The 14,243-nt window shown below is 48.9% G+C and carries 11 protein-coding genes; 9 read left to right on the plus strand and 2 right to left on the minus strand.

Features of this window, described 5'->3' with window-relative positions; all coding sequences use genetic code 11:
- Positions 1 to 21: 21 nt before the first annotated feature.
- Positions 22 to 1,299, minus strand: a complete 1,278-nt coding sequence (gene hemA, locus ACN0IC_RS08210; RefSeq protein WP_416878394.1) for a 5-aminolevulinate synthase — start codon at positions 1,297 to 1,299, stop codon at positions 22 to 24.
- A gap of 94 nt (positions 1,300 to 1,393) precedes the next feature.
- Between hemA and hemB the strand changes: the two genes are divergently transcribed.
- The gene (gene hemB / locus ACN0IC_RS08215; RefSeq protein WP_416878291.1) at positions 1,394 to 2,380 is read left to right on the plus strand and encodes a porphobilinogen synthase; all 987 of its coding nucleotides are present in this window, start codon (positions 1,394 to 1,396) and stop codon (positions 2,378 to 2,380) included.
- Between the two features lie 149 nt (positions 2,381 to 2,529).
- On the opposite strand, the gene ACN0IC_RS08220 is transcribed toward hemB, so the two are convergent.
- The gene (locus ACN0IC_RS08220) at positions 2,530 to 3,393 is read right to left on the minus strand and encodes an NAD(P)-dependent oxidoreductase (RefSeq protein ID WP_416878292.1); all 864 of its coding nucleotides are present in this window, start codon (positions 3,391 to 3,393) and stop codon (positions 2,530 to 2,532) included.
- A gap of 124 nt (positions 3,394 to 3,517) precedes the next feature.
- Here ACN0IC_RS08220 and ACN0IC_RS08225 point away from each other — a divergent pair, with 124 nt between their 5' ends.
- The 8 genes from ACN0IC_RS08225 to ACN0IC_RS08260 all read left to right on the plus strand — a co-directional run bounded on the left by ACN0IC_RS08225 (position 3,518) and on the right by ACN0IC_RS08260 (position 14,233).
- Complete coding sequence (locus tag ACN0IC_RS08225; protein ID WP_416878293.1) at positions 3,518 to 5,353, plus strand: SLC13 family permease; 1,836 nt, start codon at positions 3,518 to 3,520, stop codon at positions 5,351 to 5,353.
- 28 nt (positions 5,354 to 5,381) lie between these two features.
- On the plus strand, positions 5,382 to 6,110 hold the full coding sequence (locus ACN0IC_RS08230) for an arginyltransferase (protein WP_416878294.1): 729 nt from the start codon (positions 5,382 to 5,384) through the stop codon (positions 6,108 to 6,110).
- Positions 6,107 to 7,255, plus strand: a complete 1,149-nt coding sequence (locus tag ACN0IC_RS08235; RefSeq protein WP_416878295.1) for a TRAP transporter substrate-binding protein — start codon at positions 6,107 to 6,109, stop codon at positions 7,253 to 7,255. The genes ACN0IC_RS08230 and ACN0IC_RS08235 overlap by 4 nt, the downstream gene beginning before the upstream one ends.
- A gap of 3 nt (positions 7,256 to 7,258) precedes the next feature.
- Positions 7,259 to 7,942 carry a TRAP transporter small permease subunit gene (locus tag ACN0IC_RS08240; RefSeq protein ID WP_416878296.1) on the plus strand — a complete coding sequence of 228 codons (684 nt, stop codon included), beginning with the start codon at positions 7,259 to 7,261 and terminating at the stop codon, positions 7,940 to 7,942.
- Positions 7,942 to 9,519 (plus strand): TRAP transporter large permease, encoded by a 1,578-nt coding sequence (locus ACN0IC_RS08245; protein WP_416878297.1) that lies wholly within the window; start codon positions 7,942 to 7,944, stop codon positions 9,517 to 9,519. Before ACN0IC_RS08240 ends, ACN0IC_RS08245 begins: the two co-directional genes overlap by 1 nt.
- Before the next feature lie 81 nt (positions 9,520 to 9,600).
- The gene (locus tag ACN0IC_RS08250) at positions 9,601 to 10,167 is read left to right on the plus strand and encodes a LemA family protein (RefSeq protein ID WP_416878298.1); all 567 of its coding nucleotides are present in this window, start codon (positions 9,601 to 9,603) and stop codon (positions 10,165 to 10,167) included.
- A 15-nt stretch (positions 10,168 to 10,182) separates the two neighbouring features.
- Complete coding sequence (locus tag ACN0IC_RS08255) at positions 10,183 to 11,253, plus strand: M48 family metallopeptidase (protein ID WP_416878299.1); 1,071 nt, start codon at positions 10,183 to 10,185, stop codon at positions 11,251 to 11,253.
- Positions 11,254 to 11,317: 64 nt separating this feature from the next.
- The gene (locus ACN0IC_RS08260) at positions 11,318 to 14,233 is read left to right on the plus strand and encodes a M16 family metallopeptidase (RefSeq protein ID WP_416878300.1); all 2,916 of its coding nucleotides are present in this window, start codon (positions 11,318 to 11,320) and stop codon (positions 14,231 to 14,233) included.
- The last annotated feature ends 10 nt before the right edge of the window (positions 14,234 to 14,243 follow it).

Below are 14,243 nucleotides of genomic sequence, written 5' to 3' on the forward strand. Positions count from 1 at the left end.
TATTAGTTAAAGGGCTTGTAGTTAAAGGGCTTGCGCAATCTTTGAAGTTGTAAGGCCAAACTCATTCCAAACGATCTCCAGCGCTTCCATCAATTCGTCCATCATGGCGTCGGTGTGAAGGGGGCCTGGCGTGAAGCGCAGGCGTTCTTCCCCGCGCGGCACAGTTGGATAGTTGATCGGCTGGGCGTAAATACCGAAATCCTCGATGAGTCGGTCAGAAATTGCCTGGCATTTTACGGGATCCCCTACCATGAGAGGCACAATATGTGTTGGACCATCCACAAACGGATAACCGGCCTTTCGTAATCTGGCTTTCAGCGAATTGGCGCGTTCATGAAGCTCTGTTCGCTTTTCAGGTGTCATTTTAAGAACTTTAACACTGCGAAGAGCTCCGGCCGCTGTACTAGGCGGGATGGATGTCGTGAAAATAAAGCCGGAGGCCATAGACCGAATAGCATCTATAATCACGGAATCAGCCGCCACATAGCCGCCAACCATACCATATGCCTTGGCCAGAGTGCCTTGAATAATATCGATTCGGTCTGTCAGACCGCGCTCTTCAGTCACGCCGCCGCCCTGCGCGCCATACATGCCCACAGCATGAACTTCGTCGATATAGGTCAAAGCGTTGTATTTGTCCGCCAAATCACAGATTTCTTTAATCGGCGCTATGTCGGCGTCCATGGAATAGACGCTTTCAAACGCGATAAGCTTGGGCGTTTCCAAAGGGACCGATTTCAACTTGTCTTCAAGATCGGCCAGATCATTATGAGCAAAGATCTTCTTCTCGCAGCGCGCGCGCTGAATACCGGAAATCATGGAGGCGTGGTTCTTCTCGTCAGAGAATATAACCAGTCCCGGCATAATCTTGCTCATAACGCCCAATGTGGCTTCATTTGCGACATATCCTGATGTCAAAACGAGCGCGGCATCTTTTTTATGCAAAGTCGCAAGTTCTGTCTCGAGCTGGACATGGTAGCGCGTTGTGCCTGAAATATTACGCGTTCCGCCGGAACCTGTGCCGGCCCGATCTACGGCTGACTTCACTGCTTCGACAATACATTCCATCTGGCCCATGCCGAGATAGTCATTTGAGCACCAGACCGTGATCTCTTTTTCTTCCAGCCCTTCGCGAAACCAAGTGGCTTTGGGAAAATTCCCTTTGGTCCGGCGAATGTCCCGAAAGATACGATACCGGCCTTCATCACGCACGTGCGCGACCGCTTCCGCAAAATAGCTATGATAGTTTTTGGCCATCAGGCAACTCCGTTCGCGCACTCTATAAGGCAGGCCAATCATAATTGCCATGTAAAAAGCCCGTTCACGCCTGTGCATTCTGTCGCATATAGTTTATGAAATTCTTTATCTTTGACAAATCTTTAAGAGGTTTTCCGTGAGTCACTTTCCAACCGTCCGTATGCGCCGCACGCGCGCCCATGACTGGTCCCGACGCCTGGTACGGGAAACACGACCTGCTATAGATGATTTAATCTGGACGCTCGTTATTACCGATTCGAAAACGGAATTGACCCCTGTAGATAGTCTGCCCGGCGTCTCGCGACTAAATCTCGACGCATTGATGAAAGCCTCCAAGGAGGCAGAGGCGCTCGGCATTCCAGCCATTGCTCTTTTTCCGCACATAGAGCCCAAGCATAAAGACGCTCAGGCAACTGAAAGCCTGAACGAAAAAGGACTTGTTCCGGAAGCTGTAAGAGCTGTGAAAGCCGCCTGCCCTAATCTTGGAGTGATTGTCGACGTTGCTCTCGATCCTTATACAGATCATGGCCATGATGGCGTTTTGGTAGGTGATATTATTGAGAATGATCCGACTCTCAGCATATTAGCGGAAAGTGCTGTCATATTAGCCAAATCCGGAGCCGATATTGTTGCCCCCTCAGATATGATGGACGGCCGCGTTGGGGCCATTCGGGACGCACTTGATGAGGCCAAATTCGGCGAGACAATGATTATGTCTTACGCCGCAAAATACGCCTCCGGTTTTTACGGGCCTTATCGCGATGCCATCGGAACAAAATCTGCGCTTCGGGGAGATAAGCGGACTTATCAAATGGATCCTGCAAACCGGATGGAAGCCATAAGAGAAGTAGAGCTCGACGTGAATGAAGGCGCGGATATGATAATGGTCAAACCAGGCCTCCCCTATCTCGATATTATTCGAGACCTGAAAAACACATTCGCCATGCCGACCTTCGCCTTTCAGGTCAGTGGTGAGTACGCTATGATTAAAGCCGCTGGCGCCAATGGGTCGATAGACGAAAAAAGCGTTATGATGGAGAGCTTCACCTCTTTTCGAAGGGCAGGATGTGACGGCGTTTTAACCTATTTCGCCCGTGATATCGCGCGAATCCTACAAAACTAACGAATCATTGTCACAAATCCTTCAACCAAAGGTGACAAAGCTGACATTTTGTGGTAAGGAAGATATTACTGGGGCTAAATTTGGCCAATTGCCGGTCTTCGGGTCGGTATATTGGTCATTTTTATGCCTTCGAGCGGCCTTTTTGAGGTTTAATCCTCATCACTCATGGCTTTTATAAGCGCAGAGGTATCCCAGCGCCCGCCGCCCATTTTCTGAACCCGACCATATCTCTCTTGAACGTCTTCAACGAGCGGCAAATTTACCCCGTGATCCTTGGCAGTATCGAGCACAATCCCTAGATCTTTCCGCATCCAATCAATTGCAAAACCGAAATCAAATTCTCCGGCGGCCATAGTCAGCGCGCGGTTGTCCATTTGCCAGCTCTGAGCGGCGCCTTTTCCAATGGCGTCCAGAACCACTTTCATGTCGAGCCCCATTCTATCGGCGAAGTAAACGCCTTCTGAAAGCCCCTGCAAAACCCCTGCAATACAGATTTGGTTTATCATTTTCGCTGTTTGGCCAGCGCCGGCATCGCCAATCAAAGTGATGGCTTTGGCATAAGCGTCCATGACGGGCACAGCTTTATCATACGCCTCTTTGTCCCCGCCGCACATCACGCTTAATTGGCCATTTACGGCGCCGGACTCGCCTCCTGAAATAGGGGCGTCAATAAATGAAAGGCCTTCTTTGAGAGCATTTTCATAACATTTTTTAGCGCATTTCGAAGACGCCGTTGTATGATCGACAATGATAGTTCCGTCACTTGCCGATTCCAGTATGGGTGTCATGACACTGTAAACATCTTTGTCCTCGCCGACACAGATGAAAATGAAATCAGCTTCTTCGACGCAGTCATCAATTGTGCGGCAGGCCGTTCCTTCATAAGCCTCTGCCCACTCTGTCGATCGTGACTTGGTTCGATTCCAAACTCGGACAGTATGACCAGCGGATACCAGGTGCCCAGCCATGGGATACCCCATCACTCCCAATCCAATAAATGCGCAATTTGCCATAACTCTCTCCTATTAGACGATTTTTTTGTCTTCTCTGGATTTTAAACTTGCTTTCTAAGGCCTGGTCTTTTCATGTAAAGGCATGAGAAACCAAGACTTAAATTTTAGCGGATAAGACTTTCACGTGGACAGTATTGTTTCCCTATCCTTTCCAATGGTCGCAACCTTTATTATCGTTGCAATCGCCGTTTGGCTCTATGTCCGTGAGACATACTCTATAGAAGTTGTGTCTGTCGCCGTCATTACGGCTCTTCTCATTTTCTTCTCCATGCCAGGTGTGGAACCAGTTACAGAATTACGTAATTCCGATATTCTCTCTGGTTTTGCGGCCCCGGCTCTAATTGCCATTATGGCCTTATTGGTTGTAGGTCAGGGCCTTTTTCAGACAGGAGCGCTAGAAGGCCCGATTAACGGCATAAATACAGCCCTTGATCAACATCCAAGAAGAACGTTGATGATCGTTTTTGCCGGAGCTTTCATCATTTCAATGTTTATGAACAACACACCCGTTGTGGTTATGTTTATTCCGGTTATTGCGGCGATGGCGTCGAGACTTAAAAAGACAACGTCCCGATATATGATGCCGCTCTCTTTTCTTTGTATATTGGCGGGTATGACCACGCTTATCGGGTCTTCCACGAACCTGCTAGTCAATGACGTTTTGAAAAGATCTACCGACTTTTCTCTCGGCTTTTTCACCCAATTTGGCCCGGGCATAATTTTGGCTCTTATTGGTGCCGCTTATACCATCATCGCCGCGCCGTTTTTAATCCCCGAAAGAAAAGATCTCGAAACCGAGATTACAGATACCGGAAGGCAGTATATTGCTCAAATTCAAGTCACAAAAAATCACCCTCTTGTCGGTGAAAGCCCTGTGGCCGGACTTTATCCCAAACTGAAAGAAGCCACAGTACGGATGATTCAAAGGGGAGAACAGTCTTTCCTGCCGCCTTTTGACGTGACCCTACAGGAAGATGATGTCTTGATTGTGGCTGCTACCCGCAAATCTCTCTCTAAACTTCTCTCCTCCCGCCCAGCCTATTTGAAAGGGATGTTGAGCATTGCCGGGTTTAAAGACGAAGAACGCGAAACAGATGAACAAGAAGCAATCGTTATTTCCGAAGCCGTCATTGCGCCCGGCTCACGCATGATCGGACGAAATATTGAACAAATCGGCTTTCGGCGTCAGACAAACTGCCTCGTATTAGGCATCCAGCGCCGGTCCCGCATGATCCGCACGCGAATGCTAGATATTCGCCTGGAAGCCGGAGATGTCTTGCTTATATTTGGATATGATAAAGATATCAGAGGGTTGCGAGCAAATCGTGATCTGCTCCTGATGGATTGGTCACGCGCCGAACTCCCGGATATTCGTAAATCAATTTTTGCTCGAATAATATTTGTCGTTACGATTGCCGTCGCAGCTTTAGGCTTACTTCCAATTGAAACAGCGGCCTTGGCCGGGGCTCTGGCCATGATATTAACGGGATGTCTGAATATCCGGCAGGCTGTTCGAGCCCTGGATATGAGAATTTTTCTCTTGATTGGCGCTGCTTTTGCGATGGGGCTGGCTTTGGAAGCGACGGGAGGCGCAAATTACATCGCGCATGGTGTGGTGTCTGCCTTCATGCCTTTTGGCAACCAAATCCTATTGGCGGCTATCTTCCTCATTGTGGCAACTATGACAAATATTATCAGTAATAGCGCCACGGCCCTACTGTTTTCCCCGATTGCTTTGTCCGTTAGCGCTGAAACAGGTATTGACCCTATTGCTATGGTTTTAACGGTAATTTTTGCGTCGAATTGTTGTTTTGCAACGCCTATCGCCTATCAAACGAATCTACTCGTGATGGGGCCTGGTCATTATAAATTTTCTGACTTCGCCCGTTTCGGCGCTCCGTTGGTTGTACTGCTGTGGATCAGTTTCAGCCTGATGAGTCCATTACTTTTTCAATTGTAATCTTACTTCAAGGTCATAAAATCCCCTTATGAGTCACGTCTTCGACCCAAATAGGTTACAGTTTTATCTCACCATTCCGGGTCCCTGCCCTTACCTGCCGGGAAGGCTTGAGCGTAAAATTTTCACTCAGCTGGACCCGCTTGATGGCCCGCAGCTCAATAACTATCTGACACATGCGGGTTTTCGCCGCTCACAAAACGTTATCTACAGACCCGCTTGTGAAACCTGTCGGGAGTGCCGATCTCTTAGGGTGAGAACACAAGAGTTCGAACCGAATAAGCGGTTTCGTCGCACGCTACGCCGTAACAACGACTTATCCGTTTCTGTCGTGCCCGCGATTGCAACCCAAGAACAATTTACACTTTTAAAAGATTATCTTTTAACGCGTCATACATCCGGCGGAATGGCGGATATGGACTTTCTGCGGTATGAAATGATGGTCGAAGAATGTTCCGCCGAGACAGAAATTGTGGAATATCGCCTCCCCGACGGGTCACTCATTGCAGCTATGCTAATTGACAGATTAAATGACGGTTTGTCTCTAGTTTACAGCTTTTTCTCTCCCGAGGAACAGAAACGCTCTTTGGGCAATCTTATGATTCTTGATCAGATTAGACGCTGCGCAGAACAGAACCTACCTTATCTCTATCTGGGCTATTGGGTGCCTGATAGTCCAAAAATGGATTACAAAGCCCGCTTTCGCCCTTGTGAAACTCTAACGCACAGGGGGTGGGCTGTTTTAGGAGATTCAAATTGAAACGCCGCGAACTCATAGGTGGAGCCGCAGCGCTTGCTGTCGGAGCCGGCACACTCGGAGCGATACGTTCAGGAAATAGTGGAGGTGACGCCGCTTCGTCCGGAGCGAAATCTGATCTAGCCTCCCCAAACATTTCTAAGAATAGACGTCAGTTAAGGCTGGCGACATCTTGGCCTAAAGATTTTCCCGGCTTAGGAATCATGCCTGTAAATATCGCAAATGCCGTACGCGAAATGACAGATGGGCGTCTCGATATCAAAGTTTACGCTGCGGGAGAACTTGTGGGAGCGCTGGAATGTTTTGGCGCGACCTCTTCCGGCGCAGCTGATATGTATCATGCCGCAGAATATTACTGGCAAGGGAAAGCCAAGGGCTTCAGCTTTTTTACGGCTGTTCCAATGGGGATGACCGCAACAGAAATCATGGGATGGATTGACTTCGGCGGCGGACAGGCTCTTTGGGATGACCTTTCCGGAGACTTTAATATTAAACCCTTTCAGGCCGGGAATACGGGCCATCAGACCGGAGGGTGGTTTAAACGCCCAATAAATTCCGTTCAGGATTTTCGCGGTCTGAAAATCAGAATGCCGGGATTGGGCGGTGATGTTGTCCGCGCCTTGGGCGGGGCGGCCGTAAACATTCCTGGCGGTGAGATTTACCAATCTCTACAATCCGGCGCGATTGACGCAACGGAATGGGTCGGGCCGTGGAATGACTTGGCTTTCGGCTTCTACCGCGAAGCCCCTTATTATTACGCTCCGGGATTTCATGAACCCGGGGCCTCATTATCACTCGGAATAAACAAACAAATTTGGGAGAGCTTCTCTCCATCTGACCAAGCTATCATTCGTTATGCTTGCAGGAGCACGAACGATATCAGTCTGGGGGAATATAATTATCGAAACGCTGTGGCCCTAGGCACTCTGAAGACGAAGCACGGCATTGAGCCTCGCCTATTTCCGGATGATGTTTTAACCGGTTTCGGCGAAGCTAGCCAAGACGTGTTGGCGGACGTTGGTAAGTCTGACCCCAAGACAGGGGCAATCTATGAAAGCTTTTCCAAAGCGCTCAAGCTTGAAAGAAGTTGGACGGAAATTAGTGAAGGCGCCTATATACGGGCTCGAACTTTATCAGGGGCAGACTAAAATATGACTTCCGGGGGGATTGATGTCATTGGCTACGCTTTGCAGTTTATTGGCTGGGCTTTTTTTCCGGTCTTGCTCCTGCCTGCTTTTCTACTCCTGACAGGCCTCGGAAAAAGTCTCTCCAGAACCATCATCGTTCTCATCGACACGCTTTCAATCCTTATCGGAGAGATCATCAAATGGGTTATGCCGCTCATGGTCATCAGTGTTGTGATCGCCGTTTTCGCACTCTCAATCTACGGAATTTCCTCTATCTGGTGGGACGAAAGCGTCATTTACCTTCATGCGCTCGGTATTTGTTTGGGCGTCGCCCCAACCTATCTTGCTGGAGAGCATGTTAAAGTCGACATTTTCTTTGAAAAAATGGATAACAGGGCGCGGGCGCTAGTTGAGATATGCGGATTCTATATGCTGCTTGCCCCTGTTTGCATTGCTGTGATCTGGCGGTCTCAAAGTTTTGTTTCTTTTGCCTGGAAAAGCCTGGAAGGCTCGACAAATAGCGGCGGCATAAAGGGAATTTATATATTGAAAACAGCGCTTTGCGTTTTATTTATAATGTTATTGATACAAGGGTTTTCAGTTGCCCTGAGAGCTGGGCTCAAACTGCGCGATAGTCGACAGGCAAACATGTTGCGGCATACAAAAATTGCTTTTATCCCGTCGTTTAAAACTGATGGTAACTCGTAATGAGTTTGCCTGAGTTACTCGCCATTCTCATGTTCGCCTTTGCCTGCGGCTCCCTCATGGCCGGATATAGCGTCGCCTTTACTTTGGCGGGTGTTTCCTTGGTTTTTGCCGCGCTGGGCGTCGCAATAGGACAGTTTGATACAGTATTTCTCCTTTCTATGCCGGGACGCATCTTCCCAATTCTGACTCGGGAAATACTTATAGCTGTTCCGCTTTTCGTCTTTATGGGCGTAATGCTGGAGAAATCCCGGATAGCCGAAGACTTACTGGAAAGTATGGGAGAACTTCTGGGGCCTCTTCGCGGAGGTATGGGGGTCTCCGTTATATTTGTCGGGGCGCTGTTAGCGGCTTCCACCGGCATTGTCGGCGCAACCGTGGTCACGATGGGCCTGATTTCGCTCCCGACCTTACTTCGCAGGGGATATGACCCTGCCCTCGCCTCGGGCTCAATTGCCGCCTCAGGAACGCTTGGTCAAATCATTCCGCCCTCAATCGTATTGGTCATTTTGGGAGATCAGATTTCCAATGCTTACCAGGAAGCGCAAAGAAGTTTTGGCCTGGAGAATGCTGGCGTTGTTTCCGTCGGAGACTTGTTTGCCGGTGCCCTTATACCTGGCTTGATTCTGGTGCTTTGCTACGCTCTCTATATTGTCTTTATTGCCATAAAATCACCTGTGCGGGCTCCGGCCTATCGGAGCGAAGGTATTGCTTTTCGTGACGCCCTTTTAAGCTCCGTAAAATCCATGCTGCCGCCCGTACTCCTAATCATAGCTGTATTGGGCTCAATTCTGTCCGGTTACGCCACTCCCACGCGCGGCGCGGCGCTTGGCGCGCTTGGAGCTGTTCTTCTCGCGGCCTATAAAAGAACTGACAGCCTTTTCGTTAAACGCCTTATACTCGCAGGAACATCCGGAATGGGCGTGCTCATATTAATGGATGTTTTCGGGGTCGACCTCCGTCTCAATCTAGCCGATAGGTCGTTGGAACTGACCGTTCTTCTTTGGCTATCCTTTTTATTTTCTGCAACCGGCCTAATTGCGGCTGTAACCAGTTTTGCCTCTCTTCAAAAATCAGGTGATCTAGCTCCTGTTTCACGTTCTACACTTCATATTACCTGCATGGTGTTTTTGATCCTAATTGGCGCAACTATTTTCAGCCTCATTTTTCGTGGCTTTGGCGGCGATGAACTCGTCGCGCATTGGTTAGAAAACGCGCCCGGCGGTCTTTGGGGCGGGTTTGCTCTGGTCATGCTCGTCATGTTCATTTTAGGCTTTTTTCTGGATTTTATCGAGATTACCTTTGTTGTTGTCCCATTGGTCGCCCCTCCCTTGCTTGCCGCTGGGCTGGATCCGATTTGGTTGGGCGTCATCATGGCGCTGAACCTTCAGACCAGTTTTCTCACGCCGCCATTCGGGTTTGCCCTGTTTTACCTTCGCGGCGTTGCTCCGCCTGAAGTCACGACCCCTCAGATATATAAGGGCGTCCTGCCTTTTATTCTTATTCAGATATTCGTAATTGCACTGATTATAGCTTTTCCAAAACTTGCCACGGGTTTGCCGAACTTATTCTATGGATGACCTGAATGCGTTTAAAGATTCTTGCTTGCAAGTCATCGTGAATGGCGGCACATTCTTAACGGCGTTAAACGGGGATCTTATATGACCACTCTCTTTGTTATTATCGGCATTATCGTTCTAATCGGCTTTCTGATTGTCGGAATTTACAACCGGCTTGTCAGTCTTCGGCAAACGACAAATCAGGCTTGGTCGGATATAGAAGTGCAGCTCAAACAGCGTCAGGACCTTGTTCCGCAGCTTGTGAATACGGTCAAAGGTTACGCCTCTCACGAGAAAGAGACTTTTGAAGAGGTCGTTCGCGCACGTAGCGCGGCGGTTAATGCCAATAACGTCAAAGACCAAGCTCAAGCTGAAGGCATGCTCTCTGCCGCTCTGGGCAAACTTTTCGCATTGGCCGAAGCGTATCCTGAGCTAAAAGCCAATACAAACTTCCTCCAGCTGCAGGATCAACTCGCTGATATTGAAAACAAAATCGCCGCCGCACGTCGTTTCTATAACAATTCGGTTCAGGAATATAATACTGGGCGGGAGCAATTTCCAGCTGTCCTCATTGCCGGACCCTTTGGTTTTCAAGAGCGCGAATTTTTTGAAGCACCGGAAGGGCGTCAATCTCTTCAGACGCCTCCAACTGTCGATTTCAGCAGCTAATTTTTTGGCCTGACAGTGTTCAAATCTTACGGCCTTCAAACTCATATCTGGAACAATAATCTTCGCAGTTTGATACTGCTTATTCTGTTTCCGGTTTTACTGCTGGTTATGGGGTATGGCCTGATGCTGATCTGGCTCGGCTTTACCAGCAACAGTTCGCTCCAGAGCAGTTTTACTTATGCCGCCGACTTGATTCCGACGGCCGCCCCTATAGCGATAGGCGCAGCGGCTCTCTGGTTTTTTATTGCCTTTTTCGCCCATCAAGCCCTGATCGACGCCGCGACTAAAGCCCGTTCTCTTACAGTTAGCGAAGAACCCAGAGCCTACCGCCTGCTAGAAAATCTGGCGATTTCTCGCGGCACAATAACGCCAAAGCTCAAGATTATCGAAACACCCGTGCTGAACGCCTATGCGAGCGGTATACGAGACAAGAACTACACGGTCACCCTCACGCGAGGACTATTGAATGAGCTAGATGATGAAGAGTTGGAGGCCGTTATCGCTCATGAGCTTTGCCACATCAGAAACAAAGACGTACGCATGCTCATTATCGCCGTAATCTTCGTCGGAATTTTTGCATTTATTGGTGAAGGTGTCGTACGCGGGATGTTCCGAACGAATTTGCCAAGGTCGAATTCGCACCGACGCAGCGGCGGCGGTAATGCCGCTATCCTCATCGTTATCGGAATAGCTATCATTGCCGTGACTTATCTGATCGCAATATTGATAAGGTTCTCTTTATCAAGGCGCCGTGAATTTCTGGCCGATGCCGGAGCCGTCGAACTGACCAAAAATCCAGATGCCATGATACGTGTTCTCCAAAAACTATCTGGAAATGCAGAGTTAAAAAATGTGCCTGACGAAGTTCGGGAGATGGCGCTTCATAACCCCCGCGTCGGCTTGGCCGGGCTTTTCGCAACCCACCCCCCGATCGAAAAACGTATTGAAGCACTTATCAAGTTTGGCGGCGGTCATATCGGCACCAAAAGCCGCAAGGACCGAAACAGTGAGACGGTATCAGGGGAACGAAACAATTCTCCGGAAAACAACCGTTTTCGGAAAAACCCTTGGTCACGCGAGCCTTAAAAGAAGATAGACTCCGCGCGTCCTTACTGTTATTCGATAAAAAACTAGTTAAGGATTTTTCATTATGACACTCCCAAAAACGCGCTTTCTGTTGGCTAGCGCTGCAGCTTCCGCTCTACTTATCGCCTGTGGACAACCAGATTCACAATCGAACTCAGAAACTAATGCACCGGAACAGGTGCAGATGGTCAATCTCCCCGACGGGATTACCAAAGTGGAAGAAGTAAAATCCACGGCCAGCGATGAAGTCATTATTCCCTACACCAAATACAAACTGGACAACGGCCTGACGATTGTTCTGCATGAAGACAAGTCCGACCCGCTTGTCCATGTCGATATGACCTATCATGTCGGGTCTGGCCGCGAAGAGCCCGGACGTTCAGGGTTTGCTCATTTCTTTGAACATATGCTCTTCCAGGGCTCTGAAAACGTGGCCGACGAACAGCACTTCAAATTGATTACAGAATCAGGAGGTACGCTTAACGGTTCCACCAACGCTGACCGAACTAATTATTATCAGACTGTCCCATCCAATCAGCTTGAAAAAATGCTATGGCTGGAAGCAGACCGGATGGGTTACTTCCTGAATGCTGTGACCCAGGAATCTTTCGAAGTTCAGCGAGAAACAGTAAAGAACGAACGTGGCCAACGTTATGACAACCGCCCTTACGGTTTGCTCTTCGAGCGTGTTGGCGAAGCGATGTATCCGGAAGGACATCCTTACAGCTGGTCAACCATCGGCTATCTCGAAGACCTTGATCGCGCCGACCTCAATGACCTCAAAAAATTCTTTGTGGAGTGGTATGGCCCGAACAATGCTGTCCTGACAATCGGCGGCGACATCGACAAGGAACAAACACTGGAATGGATCAAAACTTACTTTGGTCCAATCCCGGCAGGTCCTGAACAGGATGATCCGGTCTATAAACCTGTTACCCTGAGCGAAGACCGTTATATTTCAATGGAAGACAATGTTCAGCTTCCTCTGCTTTATATGTCTTGGCCAACCGTACATGCCAATCACCCAGACGAAGCGCCGTTGGACGTTTTGGCCAATATTATGGGTCAAGGACAGACTTCCCTACTTTATAAAAACCTTCAAAAACCTGGCATTACAGTACAAGCCAGCGCGGGTCATGGATGCCGTGAAATAAGCTGCAGCTTCACAATGTTTACCCTGGCAAATCCTGCCAAAGTTCAAAACCTTGGTGATCTCGAGGACACCATTCGAGAATCGCTTACAGAGTTCGAAGGTCGCGGCGTTTTAGATGACGATCTGACACGTGTGAAAGCGGATATCGTTTCCGGACTTATCTACGGTTTGGAAAGTGTTGCCGGCAAAGTGTCTCAACTTGCCGCTTATGAGACCTATCGCGATGACCCGAACGGGATTGGTGATGATATTGCGCGGTATGAAGGCGTAACGAAAGAAGATGTCCTTCGCGTCTATGATGAATATATTAAAGATCAGCCTGCCGTTATCATGAGCATTGTGCCAAACGGCCAGCCGCAAATGATTGCGCAAGAAGATACCTGGGAAAGATATGAGCGGACTATTCCGGATACGTCCGGCGAGTCTGACGATTTTGAGTGGTCACTACCTGAGGACCCAGAAGGTTTTGACCGCTCCGTTGTTCCGCCAGCCGGTGAAAACCCGGCCATTAAGGCACCGGATACTTATGAATTTGCAATAGGCGATATGAGCGTCTTGGGAGCCCAAAATACGGAAGTCCCAACAACGACGTTACAGCTTCGCATCAAAGCAGCTCAAAATTACGATCCGATCGAAAAGGTTGGCCTCGCAAGTTTGACAGCTGGGCTTATGAACGAGGCCACAACGGAGCGCAGTGCAGAAGAACTCTCCAATGAACTCGACAAGTTGGGCTCTTCCGTTTCTTTTAGCGCCGGTGATACTTACACAACAATGACCGTCCGGACTCTAACTGAAAATCTAGACGCGACCATGGCGATTGCGATGGAAAGATTGTTAAAACCCAAATTCTCTGAAGAAGATTTTGCTCGCGATAAAGACAATGCCATCCAAGGCATTCGCGCGAACAAGAAAGAAGCTAGCGTAACAGCCAGCAATCTGTTCAACAAAATGATGTACGGTGCTGACAATCCTACGGCTTACGCCTCATCGGGCACGGAAGAGACTGTCGAAGCAATTACACTAGAGGATGTGAAGGCTTTCTATGCCGATCATTACTCTCCTAAAATTGCATCAGTTGTTGCTGTGAGTGATTTAGGCCAAGCGAGTTTACAAAGTGCACTTGAGCCTCTCACGGCTTGGACAGGCGAAGACGTTGCCAGCGTGGAAATGAATCCCTTCCCTGAATTAGAAGACGGAACGATCTATTTCGTTGATAAACCTGACGCCGCCCAAAGCGAAATTCGGATCGGCAAACGCGCCCTTCCTTATGATGCAACTGGAGAATACTACCGTGCAGGTATTATGAACTACCCCCTCGGCGGAGCTTTCAACAGCCGTATAAATCTGAACCTACGCGAGGATAAAGGCTATACTTATGGAGCCCGGTCTTTCTTCAATGGTGACGAGAAAGCAGGCTGGTATCGCGCCGGCGCCGCCGTTCGCGCGGATGCAACAGCAGCTTCGATTGTCGAATTTGTGAATGAAATCAGTAAATTCCATGAATCCGGTATCACGGACGAAGAATTGACGTTCACCAAATCGGCTATTGGTCAGAGTGATGCGCGCGCATATGAGACGCCACGTCAAAAACTCGGGTTCTTGTCGAGAATGGCAACATATGACCTCGAGCCAAGTTTTGTAGATGAGCAATCTGACATTCTACAAGCCATGACCAAAGAGGAAATTGATGCCTTGGCAGATCAGCATCTTAATCTGGATGAAATGATTATGGTCGTCGTAGGTGATAAAGCAAAAGTCTATGACGAAGTTGTCGAGCTCGGCTATGACGTCGTCGAGGTGGATGCAAACGGTAATCCCGTCGAATAGACATCCCTTT

Origin of the sequence: Litorimonas sp., from assembly GCA_029936425.1 — a bacterium.
Taxonomy (GTDB): Bacteria; Pseudomonadota; Alphaproteobacteria; order Caulobacterales; family Maricaulaceae; genus Litorimonas.